14 protein-coding genes are annotated in these 18,284 nt (G+C 74.7%); 7 read left to right on the forward strand and 7 right to left on the reverse strand.

Annotated features, from left to right (window positions below; genetic code table 11):
* The first annotated feature begins 6 nt into the window (after nucleotides 1-6).
* The 5 genes from ACIP67_RS02285 (at nucleotide 7) to ACIP67_RS02305 (ending at nucleotide 6,792) form a co-directional block, all read left to right on the forward strand.
* Nucleotides 7-2,358, forward strand: a complete 2,352-nt coding sequence (locus tag ACIP67_RS02285; RefSeq protein WP_401686052.1) for a family 78 glycoside hydrolase catalytic domain — start codon at nucleotides 7-9, stop codon at nucleotides 2,356-2,358.
* Nucleotides 2,355-2,555, forward strand: a complete 201-nt coding sequence (locus tag ACIP67_RS02290; protein WP_401686055.1) for a hypothetical protein — start codon at nucleotides 2,355-2,357, stop codon at nucleotides 2,553-2,555. Before ACIP67_RS02285 ends, ACIP67_RS02290 begins: the two co-directional genes overlap by 4 nt.
* Nucleotides 2,556-2,656: 101 nt before the next feature.
* On the forward strand, nucleotides 2,657-3,382 hold the full coding sequence (locus tag ACIP67_RS02295; protein WP_401686058.1) for a response regulator transcription factor: 726 nt from the start codon (nucleotides 2,657-2,659) through the stop codon (nucleotides 3,380-3,382).
* Nucleotides 3,379-4,911 (forward strand): sensor histidine kinase, encoded by a 1,533-nt coding sequence (locus tag ACIP67_RS02300; RefSeq protein WP_401686061.1) that lies wholly within the window; start codon nucleotides 3,379-3,381, stop codon nucleotides 4,909-4,911. The genes ACIP67_RS02295 and ACIP67_RS02300 overlap by 4 nt, the downstream gene beginning before the upstream one ends.
* A 549-nt stretch (nucleotides 4,912-5,460) precedes the next feature.
* Nucleotides 5,461-6,792: a DUF3500 domain-containing protein gene (locus ACIP67_RS02305; RefSeq protein ID WP_401686064.1), complete on the forward strand. Its 1,332-nt coding sequence runs from the start codon at nucleotides 5,461-5,463 to the stop codon at nucleotides 6,790-6,792.
* A 149-nt stretch (nucleotides 6,793-6,941) separates the two neighbouring features.
* Here the strand turns inward: ACIP67_RS02305 and ACIP67_RS02310 are convergent, their stop codons facing one another.
* Nucleotides 6,942-9,617, reverse strand: a complete 2,676-nt coding sequence (locus tag ACIP67_RS02310; protein ID WP_401686067.1) for a family 78 glycoside hydrolase catalytic domain — start codon at nucleotides 9,615-9,617, stop codon at nucleotides 6,942-6,944.
* Nucleotides 9,618-9,645: 28 nt separating this feature from the next.
* Complete coding sequence (locus tag ACIP67_RS02315; protein ID WP_401686069.1) at nucleotides 9,646-11,244, reverse strand: MFS transporter; 1,599 nt, start codon at nucleotides 11,242-11,244, stop codon at nucleotides 9,646-9,648.
* Nucleotides 11,245-11,416: 172 nt separating this feature from the next.
* Here ACIP67_RS02315 and ACIP67_RS02320 point away from each other — a divergent pair, with 172 nt between their 5' ends.
* Nucleotides 11,417-12,049, forward strand: a complete 633-nt coding sequence (locus tag ACIP67_RS02320; RefSeq protein WP_401686072.1) for a TetR/AcrR family transcriptional regulator — start codon at nucleotides 11,417-11,419, stop codon at nucleotides 12,047-12,049.
* Nucleotides 12,050-12,347: 298 nt separating this feature from the next.
* On the opposite strand, the gene ACIP67_RS02325 is transcribed toward ACIP67_RS02320, so the two are convergent.
* Nucleotides 12,348-13,292 carry a hypothetical protein gene (locus ACIP67_RS02325; RefSeq protein ID WP_401686074.1) on the reverse strand — a complete coding sequence of 315 codons (945 nt, stop codon included), beginning with the start codon at nucleotides 13,290-13,292 and terminating at the stop codon, nucleotides 12,348-12,350.
* Between the two features lie 259 nt (nucleotides 13,293-13,551).
* Between ACIP67_RS02325 and ACIP67_RS02330 the strand changes: the two genes are divergently transcribed.
* On the forward strand, nucleotides 13,552-14,007 hold the full coding sequence (locus tag ACIP67_RS02330; RefSeq protein ID WP_401686077.1) for a hypothetical protein: 456 nt from the start codon (nucleotides 13,552-13,554) through the stop codon (nucleotides 14,005-14,007).
* Between the two features lie 519 nt (nucleotides 14,008-14,526).
* Here ACIP67_RS02330 and ACIP67_RS02335 read toward each other — a convergent pair.
* The 4 genes from ACIP67_RS02335 to ACIP67_RS02350 form a co-directional block, all read right to left on the reverse strand.
* Complete coding sequence (locus ACIP67_RS02335; protein WP_401686080.1) at nucleotides 14,527-15,765, reverse strand: cytochrome P450; 1,239 nt, start codon at nucleotides 15,763-15,765, stop codon at nucleotides 14,527-14,529.
* A 24-nt stretch (nucleotides 15,766-15,789) separates the two neighbouring features.
* Nucleotides 15,790-17,181: an NAD(P)/FAD-dependent oxidoreductase gene (locus tag ACIP67_RS02340; RefSeq protein WP_401686083.1), complete on the reverse strand. Its 1,392-nt coding sequence runs from the start codon at nucleotides 17,179-17,181 to the stop codon at nucleotides 15,790-15,792.
* Nucleotides 17,178-17,459: a ferredoxin gene (locus ACIP67_RS02345; protein WP_401686086.1), complete on the reverse strand. Its 282-nt coding sequence runs from the start codon at nucleotides 17,457-17,459 to the stop codon at nucleotides 17,178-17,180. The genes ACIP67_RS02340 and ACIP67_RS02345 overlap by 4 nt, the downstream gene beginning before the upstream one ends.
* Nucleotides 17,460-17,521: 62 nt before the next feature.
* The gene (locus ACIP67_RS02350; RefSeq protein WP_401686089.1) at nucleotides 17,522-18,160 is read right to left on the reverse strand and encodes a hypothetical protein; all 639 of its coding nucleotides are present in this window, start codon (nucleotides 18,158-18,160) and stop codon (nucleotides 17,522-17,524) included.
* Between the last annotated feature and the right edge of the window lie 124 nt (nucleotides 18,161-18,284).

Raw genomic sequence — 18,284 nt, forward strand, 5'->3', positions numbered from 1 at the left:
GCCGTCATGCACCACCACTGGACCGCCCGGGTCGTCAGCCCCCGCCCGACCGGCACCCCCTCCGCCACGGCGGCCCGCCCGGCCGCCCTGCTGCGCGGGGAGTTCACCGCGCGCGCGGCCGTACGGTCGGCACGGCTCCTGGTCACGGCTCTCGGCGTGTACGAGATGCAGATCAACGGAGCCGTCGTCGGCGACCACGTCCTCGCCCCCGGCTGGACGAGCTACCGCCACCGCCACCGCTACCAGTCCTTCGACGTCACCGCCCTGCTCCGCGACGGCCGCAACGCCTGGGGCGCCCATCTGGCCGACGGCTGGTACCGGGGCCTGCTCGGCTTCAACGGCGGCACCCGGGACATCTACGGCGACCGCACCGGCCTCCTGGCCGAACTGCGCATCGAGTACGCCGACGGCACCTGCGAGACCGTCACCACCGGGGAGGACTGGAGCTGGGCCCCCGGCCCCGTCCTCGCCGCCGGACTGTACGAGGGCGAGGAGCACGACGCCCGCCACGAGCGGACGGGATTCTCCGAGCCCGGCTTCGACGACCCGGCCTGGGAGCCCGTCGACATCCTCGATTTCGACACCTCCGTGCTCTTCCCGGCCGACAGCCCGCCGGTGCGCCGCACCGAGTACGTCACCCCCGTCGCCGTCACCACCTCACCGACCGGCCGCACGATCCTCGATTTCGGCCAGAACCTCGTCGGCCGGCTCCGCATCCGCGTCCGCGGCGAGGCCGGCCGCACGATCACCCTCCGGCACGCCGAGGTGCTCCAGGACGGCGACCTGTGCGTCCGTCCGCTGCGGCACGCCACCGCCACCGACCGCTACACCCTGAGCGGCGCCCCGGACGGCGAGGAGTGGGAGCCCCGCTTCACCTTCCACGGCTTCCGCTACGCCGACGTCGAGGGCTGGCCCGGCGACCTCGACCCCGCCGACGTCACCGCCGTCGTCCTCCACAGCGACCTGCGCCGCACGGGCACGTTCTCCTGCTCCGACGCCTCCCTGAACCGGCTGCACGAGAACGTCGTGTGGGGCATGCGCGGCAACTTCGTCGACGTCCCCACCGACTGCCCGCAGCGCGACGAGCGGCTCGGCTGGACCGGCGACGTCCAGGTCTTCGCCCCCACCGCGTCCTTCCTCTACGACGTCCGCGACTTCCTGCGCTCCTGGCTGCGCGACCTGGCCGCCGACCAGGGCACCGACGAACGGCGCGTCCCCCCGGTGTTCAGCCCCGACATCCCGGTGATCACCCCCGTGCCGATCCCGCCCGGCAACCCGCCGATGGCCGGCTGGTGCGACGCGGCCGTCATCGTCCCCTGGGTGCTGTACGAGCGCTACGCCGACACCGAGGTGCTGCGCACCCAGTACCCCTCCATGCGGGCCTGGGTCGACGCCGTCGACCGCATCGCCGGCCCCGGCCACGTCTGGGGCGAGGGCTTCCAGTTCGGCGACTGGCTGGACCCGACCGCGCCCGCCGACGACCCCGGCCGGGCCATGACGTCGTCCGCCCTGGTCGCCACGGCGTACTTCGCCCACTCCGCGCGGCTGCTGGCCCGTACCGCCGAGGTGCTGGACGACAAGGACAGCTCCGCGCACTACGACGCCCTGGCCGACGCGGTCCGCGACGCCTTCCGCGACCGCTTCCACGCCGGCGGCGGACGCCTGACGGAGGAGACGCAGACCGCCTACGCCCTCGCGCTCTGCTTCCGCCTCCTACAGGATGACGCCGAGCGCGCCGAGGCCGGACACCGCCTCGCCGCCCTGGTGGCCGGCCGCGGCCACCGCGTCGGCACCGGATTCCTCGGCACACCCCTGGTGTGCGACGCGCTGACCGACACCGGACACGTCGACACCGCCTACCGGCTGCTGACGCAGCGGGAGTGCCCGTCGTGGCTGTACCAGGTCGACATGGGCGCCACCACCGTCTGGGAACGCTGGGACAGCATGCTCCCCGACGGCGACGTCAACCCCGGCGAGATGACCTCCTTCAACCACTACGCGCTCGGCGCGGTCGCCGACTGGATGCACCGCACCGTCGCCGGCCTGGCCCCCGCCGGGCCGGGCTACCGCCGCCTCCTGGTGCGGCCCCGCCCCGGCGGCGGCCTCACCTGGGCCCGCGCCGAGCACGACACGCCGTACGGGCGGGCCGAGACCAGCTGGCGCGTCGAGGGAGGGCGGCTGCTGGTGGACGTACTCGTACCGCCGGCCGTCACCGCCCTGGTCGACCTGCCCGGCGCGGAACCCGTCGAGGCCGGGCCCGGCCGGCACGCCTTCCACTGCCCCCTGCCGGCCGCGCCGGAGCGACCGGCCCGCCCCACCTCCTCCCCCTCGGCGCACACCTCCCGGGAGCAGCGGTGACCCTCCCCCACCAGGACCCCCGGCACGACGTCGCACGGCGCGTGGCCGACCTGCTGCCCCGGACGACTTCCTCGGCGGTGTCCACCCTGCCCCGCTCGATGGCAGAGGTCGAGGCCGGACGCCCGGACGCGCCCCGGGACGGCGCCGACCCCCTCTACCCCTTCGGGCACGGCCTGGACTACGCTGCCGACGTCTGACCGGCCCGACGCCGCCGCGCGCCGCACCCGCGCCCCGCGCTCATGGCCCGGACCCGGGCCGCGCACAGGCGTCTCCCAGCGGGTCCCGCCATGATCGGCTCATGTCTGCTGTCTGCGGGGCCCGCGAGGACGCGGTCCGTGTCCTCATCGTCGACGACGAGCCCGAACTCACCGAGTTGCTCTCCTGGGCGGTCACCGAAGCGGGCTGGCGGCCCTTCCGCGCGGAGGACGGACACAGCGCACTTACCCTCGCGCGCGGCTGCGCCCCGCACGCCGTCGTCCTCGACTGGATGCTGCCCGACCTCGACGGCGTGCAGGTGCTGCGACGCCTGCGGTACGAGAACGCACGGCTGCCCGTCCTCATGCTCACCGCCCGCGACGCCCTGGAACACCGTATCGACGCGCTGTCCGCGGGCGCCGACGACTACGTGACCAAACCCTTCTCCCTGGAGGAGGTCATGCTGCGGCTGCGCGGACTGCTGCGCCGCTCCGGCGTGGAGGAGACGGCGGCGGACGAACCGGTGCGGGTGCTCGGCGATCTCGTGCTCGCCGAGAAGACCCGCCAGGTGCAGCGCGGCGGGACACCCGTCTCGCTGACCGCCAAGGAGTTCGACCTGCTCCGCTTCCTGATGAGCCACCCGCGCCAGGTCCTCAGCAAGGCCCAGATCCTCGACCACGTCTGGAACAGCTCCTTCGACAAGGAGGGCAACCTCGTCGAGGTCTACGTCTACGGTCTGCGCGGGAAGATCGACAAGGGGCGGGCCCCGATGATCCACACCGTGCGCGGCGCCGGCTACGTCATCAGGGCGGCGGGGGACGGCGCATGAGACCGCGCCGGACGCGTGGCCTGCCCGTCGCCGCCGGCCTGCGCGGGCTGTCCCTGCGCGCCCGCCTGGTGCTCTTCACCACCTCGACCCTGGTGGTCGTGTGCACCGCCATGGCGGTGGCCACGGTCCTGGTCCAACGTCACCAGCTCGTCGCGGACATGGACGCACGCGTCCGCGAGGCGGTGGCGCGTATGCAGGGCTACGTCCAGTACGGGGCGCCGGACGCCACGGATCTCGGTTTCCTCAACGAGCACGGCCACCGGACCGGCACCGTCGGGGCCCGGATGGCCGACGGCGAGATCACCGCCGCCGAGGTGGTGACCCCGGACGGCCGGCACAGGGCCCTGACCGCCGCCCAGCGCGACGCCCTGGCCGGCCTCGCCGTCGGCGGTTCGCCGCGCACCCGCACGCTCCCCGGCCTCGGCGTCTACCGGGTGACCGCGGTCCAGGGCGACGGCGGGGCCGCCGTCGTGGCCGGACTCCCCATGGACGGCGTCCAGGAGACGCTGAGCTCCCTAGTCGTCACCGAGGCGGTGATCGCCTCCGTGGGACTGGCCGGCGCGGCCTGCGTCTGCGCGGTCGGCATACGCCGCCAGCTGCGCCCGCTCGGCCGGGTCGCCGCCACCGCCGTCGAGGTCGCCCGCGCCCCGCTCAGCCGCGGCGAGATCACCCAGCTCACCCGCGTCGCCGCCGCGGACACCGACAGCCGGACCGAGGCCGGACGCGTGGGCGCCGCGCTCAACCACCTCATCGACCGCGTCGAGTCCTCCCTGTCCGAGCGCCAGCGCAGCGAGGACCGCATGCGCCGCTTCCTCGCCGACGCCAGCCACGAACTGCGCACCCCCCTCGCCTCCATCGCCGGGTACGCCGAGCTGATGGGCCGCGGCGCCGCGCAGGTCGAACCGCACGTGGTGTGGCGCCGGATCTCCGCCCAGTCGACGCGGATGACCGGCCTCGTCGAGGACCTGCTGCTGCTCGCCCGGCTCGACGAGGGACGGCCCCTGGAAAAGGCCGAGGTGAACCTCACGACCCTGGTCGCCGAGGCCGTGTGGGACGCACAGGCCGCCGGTGGCGGCCACCTCTGGGAACTGGCGCTGCGCCTCGACGAACCGGCCACCGTGACCGGCGACGCGGCCAGGCTCCACCAGGTCGTGGCCAACCTGCTGGCCAACGCCCGCGCGCACACCCCGCCCGGCACGACCGTCACCGTCGCCGTCGAGGCGACGGACACGCACTGCGTGATCCGGGTGCGCGACGACGGCCCCGGCATCCCGCCCGCCCTCCTTCCGTCGGTCTTCGAACGCTTCACCCGCGCGGACGCCTCCCGCTCCCGCGTCACCGGCCAGGGAGGCGGGAGCGGACTGGGCCTGGCCATCGCCGCGGCGATCGCGCAGGCGCACGCGGGGCGCATCGACGTGGAGAGCGAGCCGGGGCGGACGGAGTTCGCCGTCACGCTGCCCCGCGCGACCGCGCCGCCCCACGTCCCGCCGGCCTCCCCGGCACCCGCGACACCGGCCACGGCCCCTTGAGCCCGCGCACGGCCCGCTGAGCCGGCGGACGGCCCGTTGAGCCGGCGGACCGCGCCCGCGGCCGCGTACGGTCGCCCGTGGGTCCGCGGCGTCCTCGTGCCGCGCACGGTCACCTCCGCGTCCCCGACGGTCCTCGTGCCGCGCACGGTCACCTCCGCGTCCCCGACGGTCCTCGTGCCGCGCACGGTCACCTCCGCGTCCCCGACGGCCCCCGTGCCGCGCACGGTCACCTCCGGGTCCGCGGCGTCCTCGTGCCGCGCACGGCCCTCGCGCCCGCGCAGAGTCCCCTGCTTCCGCCTACGTGCGCCTCCGCCCCCCTACGTGCGCCTCCGCCCCCCGCGCCCGCCTCCGTCCCTTGTGCCGGCGCACGGCCGCAAATCCTCAGCACCTCCACATAGTCCCAGGTCAGTTGGGCCGTGCAGGATCGTCGTACGCCGTTTCCCGCCCCCGCGCCGCACGTGGTTCAGCGGGGACTCAGTTCGGTGCAGCAGGGTGATCCGCCAGGGAGCCCACACCGGGTGGGCCCATGGACGAAGGGAGCCGGCGACGATGACCGAGCTCGACACCGGGGACGCCGCGGCACGGGAGACCGGGACGGAGGCCGGCCGGCACGCCCACGCGAGCCGCCGCAACTTCATGCGCAAGGTCTTCTTCGCGTCCGGCGCCACCGCGGTCGCGACGATGGGCGGCGCGGGAGCGTGGGCGGCGCTCGCCGACGACACCACCGACGCCACCGCGAGCGCGGTCCCGAGCGGTGCCCCCAGCGGCGGCCCGGGCGGCGGTGCGGGCGGCCCCGGCAACATGACGATCACCGAGGACTTCTTCGGCCTGACGACCGACGGCAAGCGGATCGACGACCTGTTCACGATCCACTCCACCGGCGTCGACACCGCCCCCGTCATCACCGCCGCGAACGCGTTCCTGGCCGGTCTCACCGACGACCAGAAGACCTCCACCCAGTTCACCGTCCACTCCACCGAGTGGCGGATGTGGAGCAACGTCGACTCCTACGAACGCCAGGGCGTCTCCCTCGCCGACCTGACCGACACCCAGAAGGCCCTGGGCACGGCTCTCCTCAAGGCCGCGCTGAGCGCCGACGGCCTGGAGACCACGGAGAAGATCCGCAAGATCAACCAGGCGGCCGGCGAGGCGATCGGCAACACGAACTCCTTCAACGAGGACGCCTACTACTGGACCGTGATGGGCACCCCGTCGGACAGCGAGCCCTGGGGCTTCCAGTTCGACGGCCACCACCTGGTCGTGAACTACTTCGTCCTCGGCGACCAGGTCGTCATGAGCCCCTGCTTCTGGGGCTCCGAGCCGACCTCGATGGAGATCGACGGCGAGACCGTCACCGTGTGCCACGAGGAGGTCGTCGCCGGCCTCGCCTTCATCAACTCCCTCACCACGGCGCAGCAGGCGGTCGCCATCGAGTCCTCGACCAAGTCGAACGAGTCGATGAAGGCGGGCGCCTTCTCCGACAACGCGGTGCAGGAGTACACGGGTCTGCGCGGCAACGCCCTCGACGCCGCCCAGAAGACCAAGCTCCTCGGCATCGTCGAGGCCTTCGTCGGACGCGCCAAGGCCGACGCGGCCAAGGTGCGGATGGCCGAGGTCCGCAAGCACCTCGACGACACCTACGTCACCTGGGCCGGGGGCACCGGCGACGACGACGCCTTCTACGTCCGCGTGCACAGCCCCGTGGTCTGGGTGGAGGTCGACTGCCAGGCCCCGGGCCCGCTGGCCGGCGCCTACGGCGCGCAGCAGGGCGACGGAGCGACCCAGAAGCACGTCCACTCCGTCATCCGCACCCCGAACGGCAACGACTACGGCAGGGAGCTGCTGCGCCAGCACTACCTGACCTCGCCGCACCACCGGTGACCGGCTGACGGCGGGCGGCGGTGCGCCACGCCCGGCGACCTCGACGACGGCTGATCCCCGGACCGGGCACCCGGTCCGGGGATCAGCCGTCGTACGTGTGGCGCGCGGCGGGCCCGTGACGCGGGACGGGCCCGCCGCGCGCGGGCGGCCTACCCGGCGTCCGCCGCGAGGGCGCCGGTGAAGGTATGCAGGCCCGGACCGGCGGTGACCTGCCCGGAGCCGGGCACGTGGACCTCGGCCTCCGTGCCCGGGGGGACCTGCACGGTGAGCGTGAAGCGGTCGCCGTGGCGCTGCCACTCGGACCGGACCGTGCCGTGCGGGCAGTCGTGGCGGGCCGCCGCCGAGGTGAGCCCGCCCCCCGGCCGCGGGGCGATGACGAACCGGCGGTATCCGGCGGCGTCCGCGTCGGGGGCGTCCGGCAGGCGGATGCCGGCGACGTACTGGTGCAGGAAGGAGATCACCGCCCCCTTGCTGTAGTGGTTGTACGACATCTTGGGGCGCCCCTGCTCGTCGGTGCCCTGCCAGTCCTCCCAGATGGTGGTCGCCCCCTTGTCGATCATGGCGAGCCAGGAGGGCGAGGAGTCCTGGAGGAGCAGCTCGTAGGCGAGGCCGAGATGGCCGTGGTCGGCGAGCGCCGGCAACAGGAGTCCGGTGCTGAGGAAGCCGGTCGTCAGGTGGGTGCCGGCGGCGCGGACCAGCGCGGCGAGCCGGTCCGCCGCGGAGGCGCGCAGGTCCTCGGGGAGCAGGCCGAAGGCGAGGGCGCGCACGAGGGTGGCCTGGGTGTCGGGGGTGACGGTGCCGTCGGCGGTGACGTACTCGCCCTGCCAGGCGGCGCGGGCGCCCTCGGCGAGGCGCCGGTAGCGGGCCTCGTCCTCCCGGTGGCCGAGCAGGGCGGCGGTGCGGGCGAGCAGACCGGCGGAGCGGTGCAGGTAGGCGGTGGCCACGTCGCCGCGGTCGCGTGAGGGGTCCAGGTCCGGGGCGACGCCGGGTTCGAGCCACTCACCGAAGTGGAAGCCGGTGTCCCACAGGAACTCCTCGTGCGGCGCCGGCCGCGGGCGCGAGGTGGCCCGGTCGGGGTGGCGGCGGGTCGCGGCCTGCCCGGCGGCGTAGTCGACCCAGGCGCGCATGGACGGGTACTGCTCGCGCAGCACGTCCAGGTCGCCGTAGGCGCGGTACATCTCCCACGGGACGATGACGGCGGCGTCGCCCCAGCCGGCCGAGCCGGTGGTACCCCCCTCGAAGGAGGCGCGGCGGGCGGCCTCGTCGGCGGGGTCGGGCACGTAGTTGGGCACCCGGCCGTCGGCCCACTGGTCGGCGGCCAGGTCGAGCAGCCACTTCGCGGTGAATCCGGCGACGTCGTACAGGAAGGCGGCGGTCGGCACGAACACCTGCCAGTCGCCGGTCCAGGCGGCGCGCTCGCGCTGCGGGCAGTCCGTGGGCACGTCGCAGACGTTGCCGCGCAGGCTCCACAGGGCCGCCTCGTGCAGCCGGTCGACGCGTGCGTCGCTGCTGGAGAACCAGCCGGTGCGGGTCAGGTCGCTGTGGACGACGACGCCGGTGACGTCGTCGGCGGTCAGCGGGCCGGGGTGGCCCTCCACGCGGACGTAGCGGAAGCCGTGGGTGGTGTGGCGGGGCTCGAACACCTCACCCGGGCGGCCGGCGGAGACGACGGTGTCGACCTGTCCGGCCGGGAGGGGGCGGTGGGTGGCGAAGTCGAAGGCGCGAATGTTGTGGGTGGTGACGTCGCCGTGTTCGTCGAGGGCCTCGCCGTGCGTCAGGGTGAGGGCGGTGCCGGCCGGACCGAGGCCGGTCAGCCGGACCCAGCCGTTGATGTTCTGGCCCAGGTCCACCACATGGTGCCCGGGGCGCAGCTCGGTCACCGAGACCGGCCGGATCTCCTCGACCCGGCGCACCGGCGGCGCGGTGGGGCCGGTCAGTCGGGTGAAGTCGGCGTACAGCCCGCCGTCGGCGCTCTGCGCCTTGTCCCACAGGCCGTCGTCGAAGCCGGGTTCGGTCCAGCGCGGGTCGTGCGCGCGCAGGTCGGTGCTCTGGCCGTCCATCAGGTCGGCGACGACGGCGCTCTCGGCGGTGCGCCAGTCGGGGCCGGTGCCGAGCGTCGTGGCGGTGCCGTCGGTGTGCGTCACCACGAGCTGGGCGAGCAGGGCGGTGCGGGTGCCGAAGCCGTCCGCCTCGCGGAGGAAGCCGTGCCGGCCGCGGAACCAGCCGTCGGACAGCACGGCCCCGAGCGCGTTGCCGCCGGCGGTGAGCAGGTCGGTCACGTCGTAGGTCTGCACCTGGAGGCGGGACCGGTAGGCGGTGAAGCCGGGGGTGAGCTCCTCGTCGCCGACGCGGTGGCCGTTGAGGAACAGCTCGTAGACGCCGTGGGCGGTGGCGTACAGGCGGGCCGAGCGCACCGCGCCGGGGAGCGCGAAGTCGTGGCGGAGGAGGTGGGCCGGGCGGTGGCCGGCCGGGGCGGGCGCCGTCTCCACGGGCTCGATCCAGCGCGCCCGCCAGTCATCCGGTTCCAGCAGACCGGTCTCCCACCAGGACGGTTCCGACCAGTCGCTCTCGCCCAGGTCGGTCCACACCTTCACCCGCCAGTCGGTGCGGGTGGCGGAGGCCGGCGCCGGACCGCCGTAGCGGACGGAGGCGGTGTCGGGGGAGGCGATCCGCCCCGAGTCCCAGTCGCCCGCCCGGACGCGGTAGGCGAGCTGGCGGGTGGCGCCTTGCGGCAGCCGCCAAGACAGGCGGGGCCTGCGCACGTGCGTACCGAGGGGGCGGCTGAGGTGTTCCACCCGCAGGCGAGTGGGACGGGGCGAGGGCACGGTCGTTCCTTCCGGTCCGGTGTGGGGGTCAGGCGGTGGCCGGGGCGGCTGCTTCGGAGACGGCCTCTCCGGTGGGGCGCCGCAGCCGGGGGATGGCGAGGGAGACCAGCAGGCCGAGCCCGACGACGGCGGCCATGGCGAGGTAGGCGTTGGTGTACGCCTGGTCCTGGTAGAAGGCGGTGCCCTGCACCACGGTGGCGTCGGCCGCGAGCACCGTGTACAGCATCTGGCTGGCGAGGGTCAGGAAGACCTGGGTCAGCAGCGAGGACATGCCGTTCGCCGCCGCCTGCTCCTCGGGGGAGACCACGGAGACGATCATGGCCTGCTGGCCGGACATCAGGATGCCGCCGCCCAGCCCCATCACCACTCCGGTGAGCACGATCTGCGGGGCGTCGCGGTGGTAGAGGGCGGCCAGCACCATGCCGCCGGCGAGCAGGGCGAGTCCGAGGTACCAGACCGTGCGGGGGCTGACCTTGCGGACCGCGTGGCCGACGCCGACGCCCGCGGCGAAGGTGATCAGTCCGGCGGGGATGCCGACGACGGCGTTGTGGGTCGTGGTCCAGCCCAGTCCGTCGGAGACGTGGGGGATCGCCGGGAACAGGGCGAGGAAGATCAGGATGGACTGCGAGGCGAAGAAGGCGGCCTGCGGCACGGAGGAGCCGATGAGGACGGTGGCCACCGGACGGCGCCGGAGCATGCGCAGGTCCAGGATCGGCGTGGTCACCTTCAGTTCCCAGACGGCGAAGGCGGCGAGCGCGACCGCCCCGGCGGCCAGTGCCAGGAGGAACCCGGTGGAGGACCATCCCCAGTCCCCGCCCTGCCCGAGGGCGAAGACCACGAGGGCCAGACCACCGCCGAGCAGCACGGCGCCCGGCCAGTCGAGCTTCCCGGCGGCGGCCCGGCGCGGGGTCTCCGGCACGGACAGCAGCAGCAGCATGGCGGCCACGGTCGAGCCGACCAGGAACCACAGGGCGCCGCGCCAGCCGAGGGCGTCCAGAAGCCAGCCGGACAGCAGGGGCGTCAGCAGGCTGAGCACGCCGACCGATCCGGCCACGGTGCCCAGGGCGACGGCCACCTTGCGCGGCGGGAAGAGGTCACGGACCGCGGCCAGCACCAGAACGGCGACCGGGCCGTACATGCCGCCGATGACGCGGCCGGCGACCATCACCGGGTAGGTCGGGGCGACGACGGTGATCACGTCGCCCACGAGTCCGGCCGCCGCCAGCGCGAGCATGACGCGCCGCTTGCCGTACGTCTCGCCGAGGCGCACGGCGAACGGGGTCACGGCGATGGTGGCCAGCGTGAACGCCAGGCTGAACCAGGCGATCTGCGTGGTGTGGAAGTGCTGGGCGATCTGCGGCTGGGCGTTGGCGGCGACGATCCCCGCCACCACCAGGAGCTGACCGGGCCAGATCAGCGCGGCGAGCCGGCGCAGTTCGGGTGCGCTCCACCGTGCGGTGTCGGTACCGGACGGCGCGGTGGCGGTGCTGGTGGCGGTGCTGGTGCCGCTGCCGGACGGCGGGGTGCCGACGGGGGCGGTACCGGCCGCGCCGGTCTCGGCCGAGCCGGTCTCGGCGGCCGGGAGGACGGACGTCGGTGGCTGCGCCGAGTCGGGCGAAGTGTTCATGATCGCTCCGGGGGGAGGTCGGCGCTTCGTTACGCCGAGGTGTCCGGATGATGATGCGAAGCAAAAACCGAGTGCACTAGGTTTTTGGCCGGTGATCCATGTCACACGCACTTCGCGGAGGTGTGCCCCCCCGGCCCTTCCGAAGGCTCCACGGCTGGCTACGGTGAGGTCCATGAGCAGCAGAACCCGAGCCCCGCGCGGCAGCTACTCGGTCGGTATCGCCCGGCGTCAGAGGATCGTGGAGGCGGCCGCGGAGCGGTTCGCCCAGGAGGGCTACCATCGCACCGCGCTGTCCCGCATCGCCGAGGACGTCGGTATCACCGAAGGCGGCCTGCTGCATCACTTCCGCAGCAAGAAGCATTTGCTCCTGGCCGTGATGGAGCACCGCTTCACCACGGCGGCGGAATGGTGGGCGCGCCTGCCCGGCGAGACGACCGGCCCCGACGTGCTGCGCGCCATGGTGGGGGCCACCGAACGCCATGTCGCTGAGCCGGGGCTCATCGAACTGTTCGTGCTGACCTCGGCCGAGGCCGCCGACCCGACCAGCGCCGCCCACACCCTCTTCGCGGAGCGCTACCAGCGCGCCGTCGAGGAACTCGCCCACCACCTCCGGCTCGGCGTGGAGCGCGGCACCCTGCGGGCGGACACCGACTGCACCGCCGTCGCCCGCGAATGCATCGCGGTCAGCGACGGACTGCAGTTGCAGTGGGTCATCGCCAAGGGGGCCCTGGACCTGGCGGGGGCGGTACGCCTGCACGCCGACCGCATCGCCCGCACCATCACCCCCGACGGCCACGGCCTGTGAGCGCGACGGCCCCGGTGCCTGTGCGGCTCCGGGGCCGTCGGCGGCACGGGGACCGTCGTGGGCTCGTGCGCCGGGCGACCGTATACGAGTGATCGGGGGCGGGGGCGGGGGCCGGCCGACCGCCGTCCCCGCGTGCCTGGGCCCCTGAGGGGGATGCCGGTGGGCCGGGTGCGCGGGCCGTGCGGCCGGCCGCCGGGGCTCGGGCGGGCGGCGCGTGCCGTTCCGCCGCCCGGCCGAGACGGTCCTCGATGCTTCGACACCCCGGTCGCCCCACCTCCTTCGGCGGCGACCGTCGCGGCTACCCCGGTCGCCCCACCTCTTTCGGCGGCGACCGCCGGGACTCACGGTCCAGCAGATGGGCGGAGAGGCCCACCATGTCGCCGGGCGGCCGGCCACCGTGCACGGCGGTGTCGACGGCGACCAGGGCGGCCATGTGGACGGCCAGGGTCAGGCCGAAGTCGGGGTGGTCCAGGCTGCCGGGCGGGGTGAGACGGGCCGGGTCGGTGACGCCGTAGGCGGTGGCGAAGGCATCGCGGGCGACGGTGAACATCCGGCGCCGTGACCCCGGTCCGGACGGCAGCGGCTCCAGGCGCCGCTCGTCGGTGGCGGCCCGCGTCCGGCTGAGCGCGGCGCGCAGCGGGGGCCAGCCGTCGGTGGTCCTCGCCAGCAGCAGCACCCGTGTGAGCACCGGCTGTCGGAGCAGCGCGTTGCTGAACAGCCAGGTGAGGTGGGAGAGCGGCCAGCGGTCCGCGTAGTCGACGATCACCAGCACACCGGGGGCGTCCTCCGGCACCCGCAGGTCCCGGTGCCGGCCGGAGGAGCGGTGCACCGCGTCGTGGCCGACCGCGTGGACGACGGTCCAGCCCGCCTGCGCGCTGCGCCGCGAGAACTCGTCCGCCAGCCGCGTCTTGCCCTGACCGCCGGGCGCGTGCAGCCACCGGACGGCCGCCGAGGCGTCGGGCCGGTCGCGCCACCGGGCCAGTCCGGCCAGTTCGCGGTCCCGGCCGGTGAAGGGCACGGTGTGGAACCGGGCGTCCAGCAGACGACTCGGCTGGTCGCGCAGCCGTCGGACGTCCTCCTCGACCGGCGCGGTGTACGCGGTCAGCGCGTAGACCGGGCCGCGGTCCTGGAAGACGTGGACGTCGGCGCCGAGCGCGGCGTACGCGAAGCCGCTCCCGAAGATCCGCTGCCGGGGCTCGCCGGCCGGTGACGACGCGGCTGTTCCGTCGCCCGGCTCCGTCACCGACGTTCGCCGGGGCCGGAGCCGGCATCGGGACCGGGGCTGGGGCTGGGGCTGGCATGGGGACCAGGGCTGGGGTCGGCATGGGGGCCGGGGCCGGGGCCGGGGCCGGCATGGGACCAGGGTCGGCCCCGCGGCCGGGGTGCGGGCCGCGGCCGGGGTGCGGGCCGGGGCCGGGGTGCGGCTCGGATGCCGGCTCCCGGTCGTCGGGGGCGGGCACCGGCAGGGGGGCCGGGGCGTGTTCGGGGCCGGTGGGGTGCACATGGACGTCGCCGCCCAGCGAGGCGTAGACCCGGCCGTTGTCGTGCGCGGTGTTGGTCTGCGTCCACCGCGGGGACGCGCCGGTCCCCGCTGCCCGCGCTTCGGCGACCAGTTCGCCCAGGGCCCGCTGGGCATCGGCCTGGTGGGCCAGCAGCGCCTCCCACTGCAGGCGCCACACCGGGAGCAGGGCCGCACGGACCCGCTCGTCGTCCTCCGCCCCCGCCACGAGGGCGTTGTTGCCGTCGAGCTGCGCGGCGACGGCCCGCTGCTCGTCCGGATCGCGGTGGAACAGGGCGATCACCCGGTCGCGCGTGGCCTGCCAGGCGTCGGTCGCCATGGCCCCCACCACGGCGGTACCGCCGGCCAGGGCGAGCGCCGCCGCCGCTGCTTCCAGCATCGCGTCTCCTTGTCACTGTCCGGTGAGGCTCGTCACCTGTCCGGTGAGGCCATGACCTGAGGTGATGACCGTAGCGACCAAGACGCGGTGTGTCCCGGGATTCGACCGGCAGGACCTCGCTCACGACGGCGCACGGCGGCAACACCGCCCGGCCGCGCCGTCCAGGCGCGTCGTCCCGCCTCTCCGCGGGGCGTAGCGCCCCTCCCGGCCGGGTCCCGGCACCCCGTCCGACCCACGCGGGTACCCGCCCCTGCACGGCGCCCCGCCCCCTGTACGGCGCCCCGCCCCCTGTACGGCGCCCCGCCCCCTGCACGGCGCCCCGCCCCCCTGTACGGCGTCGGAATGCCCCGGCCGCCGCGGCCCACGCCGTCCGGACAGGCCGGCCGGGTGCGCGTCCGTACCGGTCACCGCACGTGCCGGGGCCCCGTCCCGCGCTCCCGGCACGACGCCGCGACGCGCCTGCTCGCATGCCGGCAGTACGTCCTGGGCGACGGCCGGACACGATCCCGCGGAGCCGGCCTCCCGCCTTCCACCTCCCGCCGTCCACCTCCCGCCGTCACGGCACGCGGTGTCTCCCCGTCAGGGCCGGATGCCGTCGCAGGCGATGGGCAGGTGCCGGGGCCCGCGCAGGACGGCGTTCTGCCGGTACGGCGGCGGGTCCTCCAGCAGGCGGGGGTTCTCCAGTCTTCGGGCCAGCTCCGCCAGGGCGAACTGGGCCTCCAGCCGGGCGAGCGGCGCGCCGAAGCAGCTGTGGATGCCGCTGCCCAGGCCGAGGTGCTGGATGTCCCCGCGATCGGGGTCGAAGCGGTCCGGGTGCTCGAAGCGCTGCGGGTCGCGGTTACCGGAGGCCAGCACCAGCCAGAGGGAGGCGCCCTTGGGGATGGTCACGCCGCGCACCTCGACGTCGGCGAGGGGGGTGCGCTGCGGCACCAGCTGCACCGGCGGCTCGAAGCGCAGCAGCTCCTCGACGACGGGCACGGCGAGCCGCGGGTCCGCGCGCAGCCGCTCCAGGACGCCGGGGTTGCGCAGCAGTGTCAGCATGCCGTTGGTGACCAGGTTGACGGTGGTCTCGTGCCCCGCGATCAACAGCAGTGCCGCGGTGCTGAGCAGTTCCATCGTGGTCATCGTGCCGTCCGGGCCCTGGGCCGTGGCCAGCTGGGAGAGCATGTCGTCGCCGGGCTTCTTGCGGCGCTCCTCGATCAGTCCGGACAGGTACATGCCCAGTTGCATACGGGCGTCGTGCGACTCCCTGCCCCGCTGCGTGGGATCGGCGTCCGGGTCGGGGTCCAGGCTCGCGGCGATGGTGTCCGCCCAGGTGTGGAAGCGCGCCTCGTCCTCGCGCGGCACCCCGAGCAGCCGGCAGATCACCGTCACCGGGAACGGGTAGGAGAACTGCTCCACCAGGTCGATCCGGCCGGGGTCGCCGATGCCGTCGATGAGACCGGTGACGATGTCGTGGAGCTCGGCACGCATCCCGTCGATGCGGTGGGGGGAGTGCGGCGGCCCGAAGGGCCGGTTGGTCATGCGCCGCAGCCGGTCGTGTTCCGGCGGGTCGAGCCGCAGGAAGCTGGGCGGCAGGGCGCTCTGCTCCTCCTGGGCCGACTCGGCCAGAGGATCGTGGGAGGTCGACGCGAGATTGCGGGCGTCGGAGCTGATGCGCGGGTCGTGCAGCAGGCTGCGGATCTCGTAGTAGGTGCTGACGACGTACGGCCCGTCCTCCTCGTGGTGGACCGGCGTCTTCCGCAGCTCCTCGTAGAGCGGGTACGGATCGGCGCGGTTCGCGTGGTCAAGGATCTGGTGCAGCAGTGATGGCGTCATGGCGGGTCCTCGGGGCCGGGCGGGTCAGTGCGCGGGCGTGAACGTCAGCCGGCGGTCGGCGGGCGCGTATCCGCTGAGCGTCACGGTGGGCCCGTGGCTGGGGACCGACGGGTCGGGAAAGTCGGAGTCCACCGGGCGCTGCCCTTCCGGGTGCCGGTCGACCGTGGGGAACGACGGCGGGAACGGCGCCGTCGTCTCGATCAGCTCCTGGTAGAACGGCAGCCACCGGGCATGGTCGAAGGCGACCGCGCCGATGACGCGCCCCTGGTACCCGTAGACGCCGAGGAACCGGTGGGCCTCGAGCGAGCCCTGCGGGACGACGATCTCCGTCCCCAGCGCGGGTACGCCCACCGACTTGATGTTCACGCCGAACTGAGAGGACCAGAAGGCCGGCACCCACATGTGCGGGAGGCGGTCGAAGGACGCGCTGAGCATGTTGTGCGCGGCGATCTCCGCCTGGGCCACGGCGTTGCCCCAGTGCTCCAGGGACAGGAACTGGTAGCCGAACAAGGGGTGCGGGGAGCGGGCGACGTCACCCGCGACGTAGATGTCGTCGGTGACGATGCCGCGGATGTCGAAGGCACGGCAGCCGGCGTCGCAGGCGATGCCGCGGGGGCCCGCCCCGAGCCCCGACCCGGTGAGCCACTCGGTGTTCCGGGTGGCGCCCAGCGAGACGACCACCACGTCCGTCTCGACGGTGGAGCCGTCCGACAGGTGCGCGGCACGCACCCGCCCCGAGGCGTCGCCCTCCAGGGCGGTCACCATCACCCCGCACCGCAGGTCCACGCCGTGCTCGCGCTGGAGCTCGGCGGCGACCGCGCCGACCACCCCGCCGAGCGCGCCGACCAGGGGCGCCGCGCCGCGCTCGGCGACGGTCACGGCGAGGCCGCGCTCGCGGCAGGCGGAGGCGATCTCCGAGCCGGTGAACCCGGCGCCGATGACGAGGACCCGCCGGGGGCCGTCGGCGAGCCGCCGGGTGAGCTCCGCGCTGTCGTCCCGGGTCCGCAAGCCGAACACCCCGTCGAGTTCCGCCTCGGCCTCCCGCGGCCACGGGCGCGCCCGCACGCCGGTCGCGATCAGCAGCCGGTCGTAGGGCACCTCGTCGCCGTCGGCCAGCCGCACCCGGCGGGCGGCCATGTCCAGGCCGGTGGCCGCGACGCCCAGCCGCCACGTCGCGTCCAGGGCCCGGCGCCGGGGCAGCGCGGTGCGGTCGGCGGCCGCCCTGCCCAGCAGCACCTGCTTGGACAGCGGAGGCCGGTCGTACGGCTCGTGGGGCTCGTCACCGATCATCGTCAGGGACCCGGTGAAGCCCTTGGCGCGCAGGGTCTCCGCGGCCCGCAGCCCCGCCAGCGAGGCGCCGACGACGACGATGCGGCCCTCGCGCTTCAGGCTCTCCAGGGACGCGTCCGCGTTCACCGGGCACCGCCCCGGCCGGTCACTGCCCCGGCCGGCGCGTCCAGCGCGTCGACGAGGATGGCCTGGACGGGGCAGGCCGCGGCGGCCTGTGCCACCTTCTCGCGCTGCGCCTCGTCGGGTTCGGGGCGGTAGAGAAGTCCCTCCTCGCCGTGCATGGTGAAGACGTCGGGCGCCAGGAACGCGCACTGCGCGTACCCCTGGCAGCGGTTCAAGTCGACGGCAATCCTGACCACGGGACCGGTCCTCTCCGACGGCCCCCTGCGACCGTCTGCGACCATCCTGGGCGTCCGTGGCGGATGCGGCGACGAGAGGGAGCCCGTCGGAGTGAACGCCGCGCCCGTCATCCGGGGCCCGGCCGCCGCGCGCCGGCGGGCCGCCGCCCCCACAGGATGTGCAGGCCGACGACCAGTGCCCAGCCCGGGAAGACCAGCTCCGACCAGGGCAGGTCCGCACCCGCCACGAGCAGCGTCAGGCCCGCGAGCAGGCTGAGGACGACCAGCGGGCGGGGGAAGACCCCGAGGCGGCGGCCGATGGCCGAGGAGGTGAGGATGAACACCGCCGCCATCCGCATCGCGTACGTGGTCAGCAGGGCGTAGGCGTAGTGGCGGCCGAACGGCGCGTGCTGCCCGCTCTCGTCGAGCGCGGTCGCCGCCGCGGCGGCACTGCCGAACAGGGTGGCGACGAAGACCAGGCCGCTGCCCAGGAACACCGTGGCCACGAACCGGTCCTCTCCGGCGCCGGCCTGTTCGCGCAGGGCTCCCATGAACCACAGGAAGGCGATCCCGGCGAACGGGAGCAGCGCCAGCGCCGTCCGCACGGCGCTCCGCTGCCCGGCGTCGACGGTGAGGTCGTCCGCGCCGGCCCCGGCGGGCAGGGCGATGCGCACCAGTACGATCGCCGTGGCCATCAGGACGGCGAACACCACCCCGGCGATCCCGACCGCCCGGGGCGTCCGGAGGTGCTCGTGCTTCTGCCTCATGGTCCCTCGCTCTCCTGTCCGCACCGTTCTGGTCCAGACAGCAGCAATCGGGCACCGCGCGCCACCGGGGCCGTCCGGCCGCCCGGCCGCCCCGCGCGGGGGTCGTGCGGGGCCCTGTGAGGCG

The organism is Streptomyces sp. NPDC088812 (assembly GCF_044750285.1).
In the GTDB taxonomy this organism is placed as follows: Bacteria; Actinomycetota; Actinomycetes; order Streptomycetales; family Streptomycetaceae; genus Streptomyces.

Bases quoted from the DNA above. Each gene is read 5' to 3' on its own strand.
- ACIP67_RS02285 (WP_401686052.1), top strand. From the start codon at position 7: ATGCACCACCACTGGACCGCCCGGGTCGTCAGCCCCCGCCCGACCGGC.
- ACIP67_RS02295 (WP_401686058.1), top strand. From the start codon at position 2,657: ATGTCTGCTGTCTGCGGGGCCCGCGAGGACGCGGTCCGTGTCCTCATC.
- ACIP67_RS02300 (WP_401686061.1), top strand. From the start codon at position 3,379: ATGAGACCGCGCCGGACGCGTGGCCTGCCCGTCGCCGCCGGCCTGCGC.
- ACIP67_RS02305 (WP_401686064.1), top strand. From the start codon at position 5,461: ATGACCGAGCTCGACACCGGGGACGCCGCGGCACGGGAGACCGGGACG.
- ACIP67_RS02315 (WP_401686069.1), bottom strand. From the start codon at position 11,244: ATGAACACTTCGCCCGACTCGGCGCAGCCACCGACGTCCGTCCTCCCG.
- ACIP67_RS02320 (WP_401686072.1), top strand. From the start codon at position 11,417: ATGAGCAGCAGAACCCGAGCCCCGCGCGGCAGCTACTCGGTCGGTATC.
- ACIP67_RS02330 (WP_401686077.1), top strand. From the start codon at position 13,552: ATGGACGTCGCCGCCCAGCGAGGCGTAGACCCGGCCGTTGTCGTGCGC.
- ACIP67_RS02335 (WP_401686080.1), bottom strand. From the start codon at position 15,765: ATGACGCCATCACTGCTGCACCAGATCCTTGACCACGCGAACCGCGCC.
- ACIP67_RS02345 (WP_401686086.1), bottom strand. From the start codon at position 17,459: ATGGTCGCAGACGGTCGCAGGGGGCCGTCGGAGAGGACCGGTCCCGTG.
- ACIP67_RS02350 (WP_401686089.1), bottom strand. From the start codon at position 18,160: ATGAGGCAGAAGCACGAGCACCTCCGGACGCCCCGGGCGGTCGGGATC.